The sequence below is a fragment of the Aureivirga marina genome (genome assembly GCF_015767265.1).
Classification (GTDB): domain Bacteria; phylum Bacteroidota; class Bacteroidia; order Flavobacteriales; family Flavobacteriaceae; genus Aureivirga; species Aureivirga marina.
In genome coordinates, this window is the sequence record NZ_JADPIB010000008.1 from 157,539 (window position 1) to 175,500 (window position 17,962).

Annotated in this window: 13 protein-coding genes; 7 read left to right on the plus strand and 6 right to left on the minus strand. The window is 27.9% G+C overall.

Going from position 1 to position 17,962, the window contains the following annotated elements; all coding sequences use genetic code 11:
* Nucleotides 1–74: 74 nt before the first annotated feature.
* From I1A51_RS15625 to I1A51_RS15640, 4 genes are all read left to right on the plus strand, one after another.
* Nucleotides 75–728: a hypothetical protein gene (locus tag I1A51_RS15625; RefSeq protein ID WP_196895585.1), complete on the plus strand. Its 654-nt coding sequence runs from the start codon at nucleotides 75–77 to the stop codon at nucleotides 726–728.
* Between the two features lie 123 nt (nucleotides 729–851).
* Nucleotides 852–2,540, plus strand: a complete 1,689-nt coding sequence (locus I1A51_RS15630) for a DUF6909 family protein (RefSeq protein ID WP_196895587.1) — start codon at nucleotides 852–854, stop codon at nucleotides 2,538–2,540.
* A 139-nt stretch (nucleotides 2,541–2,679) separates the two neighbouring features.
* A complete protein-coding gene (locus I1A51_RS15635) occupies nucleotides 2,680–3,408 on the plus strand; it encodes a lysophospholipid acyltransferase family protein (protein WP_196895589.1) in 729 nt (242 codons plus the stop codon).
* A 135-nt stretch (nucleotides 3,409–3,543) separates the two neighbouring features.
* Nucleotides 3,544–3,975: a hypothetical protein gene (locus I1A51_RS15640; protein WP_196895591.1), complete on the plus strand. Its 432-nt coding sequence runs from the start codon at nucleotides 3,544–3,546 to the stop codon at nucleotides 3,973–3,975.
* 44 nt (nucleotides 3,976–4,019) lie between these two features.
* Here I1A51_RS15640 and I1A51_RS15645 read toward each other — a convergent pair whose 3' ends face one another.
* From I1A51_RS15645 to porZ, 4 genes are all read right to left on the minus strand, one after another.
* Nucleotides 4,020–4,934 (minus strand): DUF6263 family protein, encoded by a 915-nt coding sequence (locus I1A51_RS15645; protein WP_196895593.1) that lies wholly within the window; start codon nucleotides 4,932–4,934, stop codon nucleotides 4,020–4,022.
* A 129-nt stretch (nucleotides 4,935–5,063) separates the two neighbouring features.
* Nucleotides 5,064–7,532: a TonB-dependent receptor plug domain-containing protein gene (locus I1A51_RS15650; protein WP_196895595.1), complete on the minus strand. Its 2,469-nt coding sequence runs from the start codon at nucleotides 7,530–7,532 to the stop codon at nucleotides 5,064–5,066.
* A complete protein-coding gene (recO, locus tag I1A51_RS15655; RefSeq protein WP_196895597.1) occupies nucleotides 7,529–8,245 on the minus strand; it encodes a DNA repair protein RecO in 717 nt (238 codons plus the stop codon). Before recO ends, I1A51_RS15650 begins: the two co-directional genes overlap by 4 nt.
* 4 nt (nucleotides 8,246–8,249) lie before the next feature.
* Nucleotides 8,250–10,532, minus strand: coding sequence for a type IX secretion system anionic LPS delivery protein PorZ (porZ, locus tag I1A51_RS15660; RefSeq protein ID WP_196895599.1), 2,283 nt, complete (start codon nucleotides 10,530–10,532; stop codon nucleotides 8,250–8,252).
* A gap of 87 nt (nucleotides 10,533–10,619) precedes the next feature.
* Between porZ and I1A51_RS15665 the strand changes: the two genes are divergently transcribed.
* Nucleotides 10,620–11,096, plus strand: a complete 477-nt coding sequence (locus I1A51_RS15665) for a CYTH domain-containing protein (RefSeq protein WP_196895601.1) — start codon at nucleotides 10,620–10,622, stop codon at nucleotides 11,094–11,096.
* A 48-nt stretch (nucleotides 11,097–11,144) separates the two neighbouring features.
* Here I1A51_RS15665 and I1A51_RS15670 read toward each other — a convergent pair whose 3' ends face one another.
* Nucleotides 11,145–12,455: an MDR family MFS transporter gene (locus I1A51_RS15670; protein WP_231374055.1), complete on the minus strand. Its 1,311-nt coding sequence runs from the start codon at nucleotides 12,453–12,455 to the stop codon at nucleotides 11,145–11,147.
* Nucleotides 12,456–13,009: 554 nt separating this feature from the next.
* Here I1A51_RS15670 and I1A51_RS15675 point away from each other — a divergent pair.
* The gene (locus I1A51_RS15675) at nucleotides 13,010–13,945 is read left to right on the plus strand and encodes a hypothetical protein (protein WP_196895603.1); all 936 of its coding nucleotides are present in this window, start codon (nucleotides 13,010–13,012) and stop codon (nucleotides 13,943–13,945) included.
* Between the two features lie 82 nt (nucleotides 13,946–14,027).
* On the opposite strand, the gene I1A51_RS15680 is transcribed toward I1A51_RS15675, so the two are convergent.
* Nucleotides 14,028–16,838 carry a T9SS type A sorting domain-containing protein gene (locus tag I1A51_RS15680; RefSeq protein ID WP_196895605.1) on the minus strand — a complete coding sequence of 937 codons (2,811 nt, stop codon included), beginning with the start codon at nucleotides 16,836–16,838 and terminating at the stop codon, nucleotides 14,028–14,030.
* Nucleotides 16,839–17,369: 531 nt separating this feature from the next.
* On the opposite strand from I1A51_RS15680, the gene I1A51_RS15685 reads away from it, so the two are divergent.
* A complete protein-coding gene (locus I1A51_RS15685; protein WP_196895607.1) occupies nucleotides 17,370–17,954 on the plus strand; it encodes a HupE/UreJ family protein in 585 nt (194 codons plus the stop codon).
* Nucleotides 17,955–17,962 lie beyond the last annotated feature (8 nt).

Sequence of the window (17,962 nt, forward strand, 5' to 3'; positions counted from 1 at the left end):
AATATTAACGGAAATCACTAATAGAATTAAGTAATTTTAAAAGATGAATTTTAATTATTAATGATTTAAAGATGATGATGAGAGGGATAATTACAATTTTTTTAGCATTCATTTCAGTGATTTCATATTCACAAAATGCGATAACGACAGATGGGAAACAAGTATTTTTAAAAAGTGATGGAACTTGGGAATATGTGAATAATTCTTCTAATGGAATTAATTATACTAATTTGAATGATGAAGAATTTTATGTTGCTGAAGATGCAACTTTTTTAGTGAAAAGTATAAAGAATCCAGAATTAGGTTTTTATATTAATCCAAAGATTTGGGCTTTTGAAATTAATGATAATCCAGATCAAATTTCAGAATATATATGGAAAACAAAGATTAATAACACAGATGTTTTCGGAACTTTTTTAGCAACAGAAGATGGCCTTTCTTTAGAAGAATTGAAGAAAAATGTTTTAGAAGAAATTCGAGTTGTAGATAATGAAGCTGAGGTTGTGATAGAGGAACATCGAGTGGTGAATGGAAATAAAGTTTTATATATGAAAGTAAATGGTGATTTGATGGATATTCATTTTGCTGTTTATGTATATTTATTTTCGAATGGAAAAGATAATTTTATTGCAGAAATTCATACTTCAAAGAATTTTAATGATTACAAAGCAACAGATAAAATTATCGATATGCTTAATAATGTAACTTATGTGAATTATAAAAATTGATGGTATTTTTCATTGTAAAATTGCTTACATAAAATTATCTTTTTTATAAGTTATATATAAAGTAGTTATGCTAATCAAAATTGTATATTTGTACCAATTTAAACTACTAAAATGAGGAAGCCAATGGATAAGAAGAAAATAAAAGAAAGAACAAGAGCGCAAGAATCATCAGGAGCAATTGAACGTATTTATATTACAATGCGTCACCTGTTCAATAGAGGATTTTATAAGCCAATGGGAGTTTCTGGAGAAACATTAAGACAATCATTATTAATGTTGAGACCAGAAATTTATGGTTCTATTGCTGAAGAAAAAGTGGAATTAGACGGTCTTATTTATGTTATTGAAAGGCTTCCAGAAGGAATTGAAGAGTGTAGATATATCAATTTAACAGCAGATGAAGGATATTCTAAATCACACTTTAAAACAATTATTCCACCAAAAAGAAGAAGAAATTGTTACAGAATTGATGTTGATCAGATGAATATTGAAGTGACAAGAGGACGTTCTGAGATTTATGATATCTTGACACACTTGACATTTTTATTTATTGAATCACACAAAATTTGTAATAGAGTAATCATTGATAATGGTGAAAAAACAACTCGTGAGTGGCAGAAATTAGAGAATATTGTTTTAAATAATATTCAAATTAGCCAAAAAGAAAGAGAAGTTATTTTAGCATTATTAGGAATTATTTTAGGTAGAACTTTTGAAGAAACTTTAAAAATTCATTCAGCTTTAGCAACAGAAGATAATCCAGATAGATTTTTCCATTTAATTTATTGGTTAGGATATTTAGGAATTAGAGAAGTTGTGCACAATGAGAAGAGAGCAATTTCTTTTAGTCCTGTGATGCGTGAGCGAATTGGACATCATATTTACGGTGAAATTTGGGCAGATAATATCAAAGAAACTTTAAAAGACAATGATTTATTAGAAAGACCAATTCACATTATCAGTGCAAATATGCATAGTGTAATGAATTGTTTATATGCAAAAAGTGTTTTAACAAAAGAAGCAAAGCAAAACGAAGGAATTAAATTATTCGAATTGTTAAGCTTAAAAGAAAGTGAGCATCTTTCTAAAAAAGTGAAAGAATATGCAGCTAAAAAAGGATTGATTTATTTGAAAGATAGTTCTGGAACAAATATTAATGTTCAAATTATCGACACTTCAAAAATCGATTTTAAAAACACAGATTTCAAGTTGAAAAACTCATTAAAAGAAGGAGAAAATCCAGTTATTATTGTAATGGATTATGCTTTTGGTGAGCAAGCTTACGAAACAATGGACGAATTATTGAAGCCTTATTATTGTGAAAATGAAAACATCCATTATTTAGATGTAAAATCAGTTTCAATTATGGGGAAAGCTGGAATTTTAGTTGGAGGAAAAGGAGATATTATGATTCCTTCTTCACATATTTTCGAAGGAACAGCTGATAATTATCCATTTGAAAATGAATTAAAGAAAGAAGATTTAGAAGGATTTGGATTAGGAGTTTATGATGGAGCGATGGTTTCTGTTTTAGGAACTTCTCTTCAGAATAAAGATATTTTAGAATTTTTCTTTAAATCAACTTGGAAAGTGATTGGATTAGAAATGGAAGGAGCACATTATCAAAAAGCGATTCAAGCAGCTTCTAAAATCCGTCATACAATTTCTAAAGATGTAAAAGTAAGATACGCTTATTATGCTTCGGATAATCCATTAGAGACAGGAAGCACTTTAGCTTCTGGAGGATTAGGAACAACTGGAGTGACACCAACTTATGCAATTACTCAGAAAATTTTAGAACAGATTTTATAATTTTATTTTAAAATAAAGAAAGAATCCTAAGCAGTTTTAATCCAAAAATTGTTTAGGATTTTTTGATTTAAACAGAACTGAAAAGTTGTAAAAGCTAAAAATCCGTATATCTTTGAAATAAATATGAAATAAAAAGGGAATGAAATTATTTAAAAACATTTTAATCATCATTTGGAGAATTTGGTTTTATACTATTTTTATTGTGACAATTTTAGTTGCATTACCAATTCTTTTAATAACGACTTCGAAAGAATCGTTGTATCCTTCTTTTTTCAAAATTGCTAAATATTGGGCGAAAACCATTATACTGTTGATGGGATTCCATGTAGAAGCAAATCATAAATTGTTATTAGAAAAAGATCAAAGTTATATTTTTATTGCAAATCATACTTCGATAATTGACATCATGATTATGTTGAGTATTGTTCCAAATCCGTTTGTTTTTATTGGAAAAGCAGAGTTAGCAAAGTTTCCTATTTTCGGATACTTTTATAAAAGAACAAATATTCTGGTTGATCGTTCGGATATGAAAAGTAGAAAAAAAGCTTTTGAAGACGCACAGAAAAAAATTGAAATGGGAAGAAGTATTTGTATTTTTCCTGAAGGAATGGTTCCTGATGATGAAAGTATTGTACTTGCACCATTTAAAAAAGGAGCTTTTAATATTGCTATCGATCATAAAATTCCAATTGTTCCAATGGTTTTTTTTGATTGTAAAAAGAGATTTTCTTATACCTTCTGTAGTGGAAAACCAGGTAAATTAAGAGTGAAAATTTTGCCATTTATTGAAACGAACAATTTAGACAGTGAAGACAAGAAAATGTTGAAGAATCAGGCTTATGATATCATTTACAATGAATTAAAATAATCTGATTTTTTTATTAAAATTTTATCATAAAATTATTTTCAATTCTGTAATTTCCATTTAAAATAATTAATACAAAAAAAGCGTTACCAAAAAATACATGATAGTAAATTTGATAGCGACGAAAATTAGAATTTTATGAAGAAAGTACTTATTTTATTTGCTTTCCTTTTTTCAGCTACTGTTTTTTCACAAACAGCTTATAATGGAGGAGGAGATCAAAAAATTTCCGCAGGAGTTAACCCTTTAGGAAATAGAAATTCTTTAAAACTTACTTATGATTACGGTTTAAGTGAACCTTTTTCAATTGGAGGAGGATTGTCTTTAATTACGGGAGGGAAATATAAAGAAGATTTTTATATCTACGCTCGTGGAGATTTTCACTTTGCAAGTTATTTAGAAATTCCTAGACAATGGGATTTATACACTGGAGTAGAATTAGGAGCAATTGGATCAGAAACATTTAATATCGGATTCCATATTGCTGCTAGATATGCTGTAACAAATACAATTGCCGTATTTACCGAATTAGGCTCAAATGGAGCAATTGGTGTTTCTTTTAATTTATAACACCAAAAAAAAGAGTCATTTTTATAAAAATGACTCTTTTTTTATTATTCAGTTACTTTAGAATTTGTTGTCGTTGTAATTGGAATTTTCATCACAATTTCACCGTCTTTTGTATATTTTACATCTGTTTCTCCACTTAATTTTTGTACTGCTGTCATTTCACTTACCCAACCAGTTTTTGCATCTAATTTGATTGTTGCTTCGTAAGTTCCAGCTAAATTAGGTCTAACAAATACTCCACTTGAAAGAATAAATTCATCGCTTTCAGCAGTTTTTAATTCTCCTTTTGCATCAATTGTATTTAATTCTTTAGTAATATTTGCTAATGTGTATGTGATATTTATATCAATATCAGAAGTTGTTTTTAAAACTTGGCTTTTTGACCAAGAATCTCCTTTTCTTGTTTTATTTTCTGGATAAATTCCTAAAGAAAGCTGTAAATTTCCTTTAATTTGATCTTTTCCAAAATTACTTTCTAAAGAAGATTTTAATGTGCTTTTTTCAATTTCTGTAAACTCTCCTTTTCCAAGAACTCTATCAATAATTCCTTCTAAATTGTTAACTGAAATAATTTTTCCTTTTTTACTAATTTGAATTTGGAAACTTTCTTTTTTTAATAAATTATAAAACTTAGAATTTGGATCGATAGGATTTTCAGTTTCCGAAGAAAAAGTAACATTTCCTTGAGGTGTTTTTATTTCTGATGATAAATTATCAAAACTACATTCAATGCTATAAATTCCTTTCGCTTCATCTATAACTTTATAAGCCATTTTTGTAGAAGCAATAACATCAATTTTGATTTCAGTTCCTTGAACATTTTGAGAAATATTCGTAGTTATTTCAGAATTTTGATAATACGTTTTACCTTTTTCTAGGTTTAATTCAAGATTTACTTTTTGAGCAAAAGTTGAAAGAGAAATTAGGAAAATTCCTAATAAAAATAGGACTTTTTTCATATTCATATTTTCGTTAAAAATTAATAATTACTTTAATTATGCAAACCAAAGTTATGCTTTTTAAAATAAAAAAAGCTATTTCTTTTAGAGGAAATAGCTTCATAAATTTTTATGTGAAAATCTTTCTTTTTAAATATTTAAATGTGCGCTAAAAACAAAGTTTCGACCAGGTGAACTCACACCAGAAGCAAATTCTTTATAATGTACATCGAAGATATTTTCGATATTAAATTGTAAATCTAAATTTTTAGTCAATTTATATTTTGAGTAAAAATTAAATGTTGTCCAACTTGGAGCACCATAATATTTATCAATATCATCTTCTGCATCCGCATTAACGATTGGAGTTTGTTCTACATTGTCAATTCCTTCAATTAAATTATAATCTGAAATTTCTTTTTTAGCATTAAATCTGCAATTTAAAGAAGTATCTAATTTTCCATTATTATAACCAAAACCAATATTTCCGAAAAGCGGTGGAATGGAAGATAAAGGCGTGTCTGTATCGTATGTTTTTCCTTTTGTATAAGTTAAAGAAGCATTTGTGTTCCAGTTTCCTTTAACAATTCCTTCTAAAGTGATGGTTCCACCTGTGATGAAAGCAGTTCCTTTATTCACATTTGCATAAGTTACAACGTCCTCATCATCATATAAAATAGTAGGAGTTCCATTAATTGAAAAATCTTCTCTAGTGATGTAATCATCTAACAAAGTATAATAAACATTTGCTCCAAGAGTGATAGATTTCTTTTTTAAATGTGTTAATAAACCTACTTCTCCAGTATAAGCATATTCTGGTTTTAAATTCACATTTGGAACACTTACACGACCTGATTTTTCTCTAATTTTTCCAACATCATCTACATTTGGAGATCTAAATCCAGAAGAAACTCTACTATTGATTTGCAAGTTTTCTTTAGGTTTATAAACATATCCAACAGTTGCAGTTAGAGCACCATTTTTAAGTGTGATATCATTATCTGGTAATTGGATATAAGTTTCATCATCCCATTTTGCAGTTAAACGAGTTCCTGTGTAGCGAACACCAGTGTTTAATGTAGATTTTTGATTAAAATCTTTTCTATAATCTAAATATAAAGCTGCTGTAGAATATGAACTTCCACCATCAGGATATCTAGATTGTACAACAAAATTATCACCAAACCCAATAATTGAGTTTCCTAAAACTTCTAATGTTTTTCCGTAAGAATCTGAATCTACATCATTATAAGTTAATTCAAATCCATAAGCTAAATTTTGTTCTTTTGAATTAAAAAGAGGAATGAAAAAATCTCCATTTAAGCTAAAAACATCTACATTTTCATCTCTATAAGATCTTTTTAAACTCGTAAATTTTCTTTGAACTCTTGATTCTTGAATATTTTGATAAGCTAAAGTGATAATTCCACTTTTCATATATTCTTTTTCAGGTGTAATTTCAAATTGTAAAGCAGAAAGAAAACGTTTTTGAGGTCCGTAATACCATTCTGCAAATTTTAAATCTCCATCTTTATATTCCGTTAATTTATCGAAACGAGGAATATCAGAAGATTCAGAATACTGAATATTTAAGGTCACATTTGTTCTTTCAGAAAAAGGAACAAAGACTTTTTGAAGAAAATCAGTTTGAGAATATCCTGTGTTTTTTTGCACATTTGGATCGGAATTAATTGCAGCATTTGAGTTATAAAAAGAATCCGTATTATCAGAATATTCAAATACTTTTCCCCAATCATCAAATCCATGATTTCTTTGTTTTCCCATTTTTAAATCTCCAAATTTACTATGTGTAAAACTTGTGAAAGTGGCAAAATTCTTTTGTCGAAATTCGAAATTTGCATGATTTGTAAATTCATCATTTACGGAACCATATCTAGAAAAAACACCTAGATTAAATTTTGGAGTTGTTGATGTTTTCGGTTTTTTCGTGTAATAATGAACAACACCACCTAAAGCATCAGATCCGTAAAGTACGGAAGAAGGACCGAATAAAATTTCTGTTCTTTCTAAAACAGAAGGAGCAACAGTGATTGAATTCTGTAAATGTCCAGTTCTATAAATTGCATTGTTTAAACGAACACCATCAACAACAAGTAAAACTCTATTAGCTTCTAACCCACGAATTACAGGGCTTCCTCCACCAAATTGTGATTTTTGAACTTTTACACCAGGTAATTTATCTAATAAATCCGCAGTAGATTGTGGTGTTAATCTCTCAATTTCATATTTTGTTGCAACAACAACTTGCTCGGCAACTTCATCTCTACTTAATTTTCCTCTAGAAGCAGATAAAATAATTTCATTTAATTGCTCTGATTTTTTATTTAGAAATATAGCTGGATTATGTAAGTTGATTTCCTTTTTTTGAATTTGAAAATCTTTAAAATTTAAATGGTTGAAATAAAGTGTATCCGTTTTTTTAAATTCACTAATATCTGCGTACCCTTTTTCATTTGTATACACATAAATAGTTCCATCAGTATTATAGATATCTACATGTTCAATTGGAGTTAATGTTCCTGACTCATAAACTCTTATTTTCTGAGCAAAAACAGATATTTGAATAAAAAATAAAATAAATAATAATCTTAATTTCATAGAAAAACAGATTTTAAAATATCTATAGATTTGGGTTTTCTAAAATTAGCAATATGAAACTCATAAAATTGAAGCAAAGTATCTAAAATCATTTGTCTTTCTTTATTTGAGAAAAATTGCATAGATTCTGCATCAAATTTTGTGCCTATAGTTTTTTTAAACAGTGTTAAATTTTCAGCTTCAATACATTCATTATCAAACTGGTTAACAAAAATTCCTTCTTTTAAATGAAAATAAGGTTTATCATTTTCTGTAAAATCAGGATAAAATCCTAAATATTTTGTCAAAGTTGCTAAAAAAACTAAATGAAAGTTGGTTGTTCTTTCTTGAGTATCAAACCATAGCAATGCATTTTTAATATAATCAAAAAGAGGTGAATTTTTCTCTTCTTCCTTTAAAGAATAAAGTAGTGTTTCTGCTAAAAAAATAGCAATAGATTGTTTTATAATTGTAGAATGAATTGAAGAATAATGATATACATTATTAATCTCTTTTATAAAATGAATATCTCCATTTTTAGAGTTTGTAGTTACAATATCAATTATGGAAAGTGGCTGAAAATATGCAGCTTTTAATTTTCCTTTTTTATTTCCTAAAACTCCTTTTAAAAGGTAAGTCTGATTACCAAAGTTCTCTGTATAACATTTGACAATCAGACTTGTTTCTTTATGCTTTATAGCTTGTAAAACTATCGCTTCCGTTTTTGTATTCATCAACTTAATTTACAATCGCAATTTTAGTTGTTTGAGTCTCACTTTTATCTTCAGTTGTTAACAATACAACATAAATTCCAGATGCAACTTTTCTTCCTGCTAAGTTTCTTTTATCCCAGATGATTTTTCCTCCATTTACAGATTCTCCTTCTTCTGCGTTTGCTTCGAAAACTAAATGTCCAGCCATATCAAGAATTTTCACATTTGTACCTTTTGGTAAATGTGTACCATATCTTCCGTCAATTGTAATAGTTTCATGATTTTTTGTTGCTGGATTAGGATAAGCATAAACTTCTCCTAAATGATCTGAATAAGGAACAACATTACTATTATAAGCAACAATTCCTCTATCTGTTAAGAAATAAACTTTTCCGTTTGATTGGTCAATCTTGATTTTTAAAATTGTATTTGAAGGTAAAGGAGAATTGTCTTTATTGAAAATATGTAAAGTTTCTTCACCAGATGAATTCGTATTTAAAGCACCTCCAGTTTTTGAACCAAACCATTTATTGTCAGAACCATCAATTGCAATTGTATTAATTACTTGATCTCCCATCAATTTTTTAGGAATACCTTCATCTAAAATAATAACAGGCTCTGCTTGATAGTTTGTAACATTTAAAATACCAGGAGTATTTCTATATACAACTAAACCAAGAGAAGTTCCAATCCAAATTGTATTATCAGAATCAATCGCAATTGTTCTTACGTTTGAATGAGGTAAATTACCTCTAGAGCTGCTCGTAGAAAAATTTCTGATAATTCCTTCATCTGCATTAAAAGCAGTTAAACCAACATTTCTTGATCCGACCCAAACAGTATTTGCTTCATCAACTAATAATTCATTTAATCCCATATTAGAATTTAAAACAGGAACTTCATAACTTGTCCATTCTCCATCAGTTGAATATTTATGGATATTTCTTACATTCCAAGAATTTGAAACCCATAAATTTCCTTGTTTATCAAAACTCTTTCCGTCTACTCTAATTTCTCTATAACTAGGTGTTAAACTTTCTAAACTTGAATTTGAATCGTTCCAAATTTGAATTGGTTCATCATTTTCTGTAACAAGAAGACCTTCTCCCCAAGAGCTATAATAAACAATATCAGAATTATTAGGGTCGATAGTGATATTTACTAAATCTCTCATACTTAGACTTGGATCATATGGTTTGTTAATCCAATTTTCTCCATTAAAATGACTATAACCTCTTTGTAATTCTCTAGGTGTAAAAATTTTATCATATCCTCCATAAACGCACCAAATTTCATTGTTTTGTGCTTCTAATGAGAAAATTTCATTTGAATTTGGTCCAGTAGGATGAATTTCTTGTATTTGACTTGTATTAATAACTGGAGCTTTTAAAATTCCATGATTAATAGTTGAGATATAAAAATTTTCATTAATTACTTCAGCATTATGAACATTAAAATAAACTTCATTTGATCCAGAATTTATTCCAGTAACATTAAATAAAAGAGAATTATAAATTATTACAGCAAAAGGAATAGAGACTACTAAGAATTGTTGATTAGAACTAATATCAACTATACCCGCAGGATTAGATAATCTAGAAACTAAATTTTCTCCTATTAATTCTAAAACTTCTGTCTCTTTAGAAAGGAAAATTCTATCTTGAAAATTTGTGATTCCATTAAAATTTCCGTTATCAAGCTTCTCCCAGTTATTAGAATCAATTAAGAAATTATTTGTTAAATCAGCTCTAAATAATCCATCAGAAGTTGCTGCATAAATCAAATTACCAACAATTTCTGTTTTATTCACTTTTACTTCTGTAGAATTTGTATTGATAAAGAAAGTAGAACCATATTCTAATTTTTCAAGATTGTATTCTACGATTCCAAAAGAAGTTGATAAATAAAGCTTGTTTCCAAATTGATTTATATGATTAATACTTTTTTCTCCAATAAAATTGAAGTTTAAAAGATCTTTAGCAATATGAATTCTTTTATCTTTTTCGATGATTTCTAATAAACCATTCTCATGACCAAGTACAATTCTATCTAAATTGATATCGTAATAAATCGATGAAATAAGATCTCCTGATAATCCATTTACAGAAGAAATTTTTTCATAAGTATCACCTAGTTCATCATAAATAAAAACAGCATTATCCGAAATAGCATAAATTTTGTGTTGTACTTTTACAAAATCTTTGACATTATTATAAGAATAAAATTCTTCCCACTCATCACTATAATCTACCTGAGCAAAGGAAGTATAAAATGTAGTGAATAAGAATAGTAATAAAAGTTTTTTCATTTTTAAGTGTATGGATTTTTGTCAAATATATCTATAATAAACGTAATGAAGAAAAGTATTATTTTTAGTCCTCTAAAATAAATTAAAATGCAAGAAATAGAACGTAAATTCTTAATAAAAAATGAGAGTTTTAAAGAAGAAGCTTACAAAAAGGAATATATTAAGCAAGCTTTTTTAAATTCAGATAAAAATAGAACGGTTCGAATTCGTTTAAAAGATGATTCCGCTTTTTTAACGATAAAAGGAATTTCGAATAAAGAAGGAACAACAAGATTTGAATGGGAAAAGGAAATTTCTGTGGAAGAAGCACAGTCTTTATTTTTAATTTGTGAAAAAGGAGAAATTGAAAAATTTAGATATTTAGTGAAAATGAATAATCATATTTATGAAGTAGATGAATTTTTAGGTGAAAATAAAGGATTAATTGTTGCAGAAATTGAATTAAATTCTGAAGAAGAAGCTTTTGAAAAACCAAATTGGCTAGGTGAAGAAGTAACAGGAGATATTAAATATTATAATTCTTGTTTGAGTAAAAATCCTTTTAAAAATTGGGAAAATCAATAATTTAAAATAAAAAACCGAAGTATTCCTAAAAATACTTCGGTATAAAAATTAGGCCACAGACTTTGCCAATTTATTTTTTTCAGTTATCACTTCCATTTTTGTTTGTTGTTCAATATCCAATTCTCTTTTTAAAATAAAACCAAGAAAAACAGAGATTAGAAGTAATAAAGACATTAAGTACCAATTTGCTTCAAAACCATAGTTTTCTACCATAAAACTTCCAAGTTTCCCACTGATAATATGTGCAGCAGAAAAAGCCATTGTGTACATTGCCATATATTTTCCTTCTTTTCCTTTAGTAGCTCTGTCCATCGCTATTTTATTTGTAAAAGGGAAAGAGAACATTTCTCCAAATGTGATTAAAATCATTGAGATTACTAAAATCATCAATGCGTGACCAAAGTTGAAGATTAAAAAACTAAAAAGCATCATTCCTAAACTTAAGATTGTCATTTTTACTTTTGAAATTAATTTTTTCTCGATATAATGGATTAATGGCATTTCTAATAAAAAGATTAACATTCCATTTAAAGACATAAACAATCCGATTTCCCATTCTTCTAATTGATAAGCATTTCTATAATACAAAGGAAGAATTGAAAAAAGTTGTAAAAATGTGATTGCCATTAAAAAGACAATTAATATTAATAGACCAAATAAAATGATATTTCTACGGTTTTCACTTTTTGTTTTTGGAATATATACTTCTGATTCAGCTGTTTCTTCTATACTATTTCTTCTTTTCTTTGGATTTAATTTTGTGAATAATAAAGACACAGCAAGAATACAAGTTATTCCATCTACCCAGAATAATCCATTATAATCTAAAGCTGCAATGATGATTCCTCCTAAAAAAGGACCAAAAGAAAATCCAAGATTAATTGCTAAACGAATTAAAGTTAAAGAACGAGTTTGGTTTTCTGGTTTGCTATAAGCCTTCATGGAAACAAACATTGCTGGACGGAAAGTATCCGCAATAACAATTGTTAGAAATATTCCTGTACAAAAGCCATAGAATGTATCTACATATTGGAGAAAAATGAACGAAATTCCTGTAAGAAATAAACTTCCGACCATTACTTTATAATAACCAATCCTGTCTGTAAGTTTCCCACCAATCCAGGAACCAACAAAGGATCCAATTCCAAAAAAGACCATGACTGTTCCCACTTGTGAAAGAGAAAACCTCAAATCTTCTTGTAAATAAAGTGTCAAGAACGGTAAAACCATTGTTCCTGCTCGGTTAATAAAAGTAATAAAAGCTAGCCACCAAATTTCTTTTGATAAGCCTTTGTACGTATTTAAATACATTTCTGATGCATTACGTACTTTTCCTGTTAAAGAATTCAATAATAACATTTTTCCATAGATTAAATTTAATTCAACAAAAAAAGCCCAGCATATACATATGCTGGGCTTATACCTTAAAAATTTTATAGAATATTTTTAATTTATATACACAGCGTGCCTATACAGTTGTCTCTTCTTTGAGACCTGTTTCGTAATGCACACGTATGTAATAAATAAATTCATTTGTTCTCGTTAGTTTGCCCTGCAAATATATTTTAAATATTTCAAAACCAAATAATTAATTGATGTAAATAATGTTTTTTTAACATTTAAAGCAATTTTAATTACTAGCAGAAGTAATTTTTATAAAAATTAAAGTTTGATTATCAATTATTTATTGTGCAAATCTACAGATAAATCTCTTTAGAAAATATAGTTTAATATTGAATAAAATTATACTTGAATAGGTCAATTTAATAGTGAAAAAAGAATAAAAGATGAAAATTTTGTTTAGTTTTCCTAAAGAATTATTAAATAATTTGCAATTAAATTCATAAAGGAATAATTAAGTCTATATTTATTTGGTATAAAATTTGAAAATACTTAGAAAAACAAATGAGATCATGAGAGCTATAAAATACTTTTTCGGATTATTTTTCATCTTAATAACAGCAAGTTCGTGTGTTGTAGATGATGATTTTTATAGAGATGGGCCAAACCCTGGAATTACTTTGGATGAACTTTTAAATACCTATTCTATTTGGTATGTAGATTACGATAGAACAGAAGGTCCTGATAATATTCCATTTCTTTCAAAAGCATTTACAATTTCATTTCAGAATGGAAGACTATATGCAAATAACAATTTAGTTGGAATTGGACAAACAGGAAATGGACTTGGAGTTCAAATAGGTTATTATGATGCTTATGGAGAAACTTTAGAAGTTTTTCATGATTTAGATGGAAGATATGATTTCTATGTAGATCAGTTGGCAAATAATAGAATTCGATTAGTTAGTAAAAATTATGATGTTTCTTATTATTTAATCGGATACCATAGAAGTGATTTTGATTACAATAGATTATTCTATGATAATATTGAATATTTTTTACAGGAATATAGAGCTTGGGAGAAGACATATACCTCACAATTAGGAGCTTTAAATGAATTTGATAATGAGAATTTCTTAAGGTTTACACCAGAAAATTTAACAACATTTTATTCTTCTCAAGATCCTGTTGGTACAGATATTGATTTAATACAATGGGATTACGAAGGTAATTATGAAGTTTTTGACGTTCAGGGATACGATGATTTAAAGATTTTACGTTTAGACTATGATTTCTTTAACGATAATGAAGAATTTGAACTTACAGTTATTAACGATAGTACAATTTCTCTTTATCATGTAGAATCAGGAACAACGTATCATTTCCAAGGAAGACAGTTTATTCCATTCTTGCGAGAAAATAATTCGAATGCAAGGGAAATTAAAAAGGAAAGAGAACGTTTTAAAGTAGAAAGAAAGATGAAAACTCGAAAGAGTTCTGAAAAATAAAGTTTGGTTAGTTGATTTTTGGTTGGTTATGTGAAGACATAACCGTTAAAACCGCCCTAAGAAATAGGGCGGTTTTTTCATTTTAAAGTTTTATGATTTTTTGCTCAAATTGAGTGTCAGAATCATTCAATTGAAGAATGTAAGTCCCTTTTTCTAAATTTTGGACTTTTACTTGAATATCTTTTCCAGAAATTTCTTGTTGTTCTAAAACTACTTTTCCTTGTAAATCAATTACTCTTAAAGAAGCTTTATTTAAAGAAATTAAAGAATGAATATTAAATACATCATTTACTGGGTTAGGATACACAGAAATATTCTTTTTAGAAATTTCATTTTCATCAATACCGATAATTACTGGATTTTCTGTTTTAAATTCACCAACAAATAATCCACTTCCATGTGTTGAAGCTAAAATTTTGTTATCAGATTCTCTTAAGTCTAAATCTACAACTTTTACTTCACTCATTCCATTATAAGAATGTGACCAAGTTGGATTTGGATCTAGGAAGTTTTCTGTTCTCCAAACTCCAAGTTCCGTTCCAATGATAACTTCATTTTCTAGTGTTCCTGTAGGAGTTGTAGTATCTTCTAAAGGATTTTGTAAAATACATTTTACAGGAATATCAGGTAAACCATTTCCTTCTTTATCTTCCCAAGTTTCCCCACCATTTGATGTATAGAAAATATTACTTACTCCATAATTGTGAATAGTAATTAAAATATGATCTTCTGATTTTCCAAATTCAATATCAGAAATACTTCCTAAGAAATCACCAATTTCATCAAACTGTTGATTGTTTTCATTAGCATTAAATATTTTTACAAGTTTTCCATTTTCTGTTCCAACAAATAATTTTGAACTTTCAGTTGTATAAGGAGAAACTTTAAAAGCAGTTGGATTTCCTGAAATAAGACTTGTATAAATACTTGATTTTACTGCGGAAGTAGTTCCTAAAATATATCGATTGATTAAATAAGAATATTCACCACTATCTACATTTAAGAAAGAAGCGTTTGAATAAAGAACATCTAAATTATGATCTAAAGCTGCATTGTTGATAAAATCTCCATCTTCTGTAGCTTCTAAATAATAATCTCCACCATTTTGTAAGTTTTTATACCTAAAAGAATTATAAGTATAAGAATCGATGTAATAATCTCCATCTTTTTGAATTACACAAAAAGCTCCATCTCCTCCACGAATAGCATCGGATTGCGTATTTCCACTATTTAATAGATGTGTTCCATTATCTTGTGTTCCACCAATTGTAAAATAATTACTACCAGATTGACTGATTGTACCATGATAGAATTGTGTAGTATTATATCCTTTATTTCTTGCAGAAATTGTAACAGAACTTTCTGCGTTTTCTAAATTTGCAGCATAATAAACTCCACCATCATTTCCGAAGATCGCTTTGTTTGGATTTGTTGGATGAAATACTATTGCATGTTGATCAGCATGAACAAGAGAACATGGTAAAGATTGTAGATTATTATTATTTGACCATTTAGAAATTTGTCTCCAAGAACTTGTTGAAACAACACCATCTGAAGCTCTAAATAAATCAATTCCTCCTACATAAATAATATTATCATTTGTTGGATCAAGTTCTACAACTAAATTATAGAAAGCTTGATTTCTGGTAAAATCATTTGTAGGAATTCCTGCATCAGCATCAATTGGTAATGGTAAAGGAGTGATTGTAGAAAATTTATTATTTGTTTTATATAATGAAACAGGATTGATTTCATTCATATTTTCACATAAAGCTAAAAGATGAGAAGGATTGCTTTTAGAAGCAGCCAATTCAACTCTGTTAGCATTAGGTAAAGTAACTTTTAAATCCCAATCAGTTCCATTTGAAGAATTAAAAACTCTTCCAGCTCCACCATTAATTCCTGGTAAATTAATAGTACTTATCCAAATAGAGTTATCACTTCCAATTTCTATGTCATTTGGAATGTAATAATAGGTACTAGATCCAAAGTTATGCGCCATGTTATCAGATTCAATTCTTTCCCATGTAACGCCTGAGTCTACTGATTTATATAAACCAGTGTTCTGTAATCCTAAGAAATCTAATTGTTCTCCAGAAGCACTATGATATGCTGCTCCAACTCCCATATAAAGTTCAGTAGAACCATTTACAACTCTAGGAGTAATTTTTGTGATAAAATAATTTCCAGACTTAAATAAATATTGATCATTTATTAATTGATCTTCTGCACTGATTTGGAAATCTATAGCAGACCATGTTTGACCACCATCTGTTGAACGATAAAGTCCATTTCCTGTGGCTGCTCCGTTTGTATATTGTTCACCAGTTCCTACATATAAAATTTGAGGATTTGTAGGATCAGCAACGATACAAGAAACATTTAAATTTGGAATTCCTTGAATTCGAACCCATGGAGAGGTTGGATTGGAAATTTGGTTGTTTTTCCAAAGTCCTCCACTAACACTTCCAGAAAATACTTTTTCACCAGAAATATCGTTTGGATCAAATAATAAAGCTCGAGTTCTTCCTCCAACATCTTTAGGACCAATAAATAACCAACTATTCGTATTTGATTGACCAGGAACAATTCCTGTAGCTACTTGCTCACGAAGTAAATTTCGAGTATCAATAACATTTTCTGGAGTAGGTCTTCCTGTGCTTGGGTCAAAAGTTAATTCCCACTCTCTTTCATAATACTTGTTTGGAGGTAATTGGTTTTGTTTTCGCTCTTTTTTCGAAAGTTGTAAAGATTTTTTAAAGGGGCTGTTTTTTAAGTATGCTGAATGTTTGTCCTTTAAATCAGGAGAATCATTCGAATCATTTGTGAATGAAATCATACTCACAGCCAATGCAAGACTGGTTGCACTAACTATTAGTAATTTTTTTTTCATGGCTTAATGTATGTAATTGATTTCAGTAATTTTATGAACACAAATATATAGTTATATTATTTTTTTAACACTATAAAATTGATATTAAAAAAAATAACTACAATAATTATCAACTGTATTTTTTATTAACATTTTTAATTGAAAGCTAATATTAATATTAATAAAAAAAGTTAAAGTCTGTTTTAATATTTAATTTATGAAAGTTATTTACCATAATTTTTAAAATATTTGAAGTTAAATATTGTGAAAAAAACGCAAAACTTCTTACCAAATTTATTAAATTAAATTTAAGAATTCAATACAAATTTGTTAAGATTTGCTTTCGAGTATTAATAATTTATAGTTTTAAATGGTTTTAAATATGAATATTAATAAAAATGAATCTATTTTTTGACTAAGAATTAATTATTAAGAGTTGCTTTACTAGAATTCTCTAAAATTTTAAAGGTTTTATTTGAGAAGTTAAAACTCTAAACTATCAATGGTACTGAAAAAACTACTACCTTTGATTTTCGATTAAATACACCGAAAATGAATGATTTTATATTTTTCTTAAATGAAGGAATAAATCATGTGTTAGATATTAATGCGTATGACCATGTTTTATTTCTAATAGCCTTAGCTGTTATATTTAGTTTTAAAGAATGGAAGAAAGCAGTAAGCTTAATTTCTTTATTTACATTAGGGCATACAATTACATTATTATTGGCAGCTTATAAAATAGTTGCTTTTCCTTCTGAAATTATTGAATTTCTAATTCCTGTTACTATTTTAATTACATGTGTTTTTAATCTTTTTTATAGAAAGAAAGAAAAAACATTTTTACAAGAAAATCTTAACTTGATTTTTGCTTTAGTTTTTGGATTGGTTCACGGATTAGGTTTTTCAAGTTATTTTAAAATGTTGATTGGTGGAACAGAGAACAAGCTTTGGCCATTATTGGAATTTGCACTTGGAATAGAATTTGCTCAAATCATTATCATTTTCGCAATATTTAGTATAGAAGCAGTTTTAGCAAAATATGCTAAACTACCAAAAAGAGAATGGGTTTTAATAACTTCTTCAATGGTTGCAGGAGTTGTATTTCCAATTCTGATGGAAAATAAAATTTGGTAAAACAGAAA

What these genes read in the sequence shown, in the direction of transcription:
- I1A51_RS15625 (WP_196895585.1), top strand. Translation starts at nt 75, where the DNA reads ATGATGAGAGGGATAATTACAATTTTTTTAGCATTCATTTCAGTGATT.
- I1A51_RS15630 (WP_196895587.1), top strand. Translation starts at nt 852, where the DNA reads ATGGATAAGAAGAAAATAAAAGAAAGAACAAGAGCGCAAGAATCATCA.
- I1A51_RS15635 (WP_196895589.1), top strand. Translation starts at nt 2,680, where the DNA reads ATGAAATTATTTAAAAACATTTTAATCATCATTTGGAGAATTTGGTTT.
- I1A51_RS15640 (WP_196895591.1), top strand. Translation starts at nt 3,544, where the DNA reads ATGAAGAAAGTACTTATTTTATTTGCTTTCCTTTTTTCAGCTACTGTT.
- I1A51_RS15645 (WP_196895593.1), bottom strand. Translation starts at nt 4,934, where the DNA reads ATGAAAAAAGTCCTATTTTTATTAGGAATTTTCCTAATTTCTCTTTCA.
- I1A51_RS15650 (WP_196895595.1), bottom strand. Translation starts at nt 7,532, where the DNA reads ATGAAATTAAGATTATTATTTATTTTATTTTTTATTCAAATATCTGTT.
- recO (WP_196895597.1), bottom strand. Translation starts at nt 8,245, where the DNA reads ATGAATACAAAAACGGAAGCGATAGTTTTACAAGCTATAAAGCATAAA.
- porZ (WP_196895599.1), bottom strand. Translation starts at nt 10,532, where the DNA reads ATGAAAAAACTTTTATTACTATTCTTATTCACTACATTTTATACTTCC.
- I1A51_RS15665 (WP_196895601.1), top strand. Translation starts at nt 10,620, where the DNA reads ATGCAAGAAATAGAACGTAAATTCTTAATAAAAAATGAGAGTTTTAAA.
- I1A51_RS15670 (WP_231374055.1), bottom strand. Translation starts at nt 12,455, where the DNA reads ATGTTATTATTGAATTCTTTAACAGGAAAAGTACGTAATGCATCAGAA.
- I1A51_RS15675 (WP_196895603.1), top strand. Translation starts at nt 13,010, where the DNA reads ATGAGAGCTATAAAATACTTTTTCGGATTATTTTTCATCTTAATAACA.
- I1A51_RS15680 (WP_196895605.1), bottom strand. Translation starts at nt 16,838, where the DNA reads ATGAAAAAAAAATTACTAATAGTTAGTGCAACCAGTCTTGCATTGGCT.
- I1A51_RS15685 (WP_196895607.1), top strand. Translation starts at nt 17,370, where the DNA reads ATGAATGATTTTATATTTTTCTTAAATGAAGGAATAAATCATGTGTTA.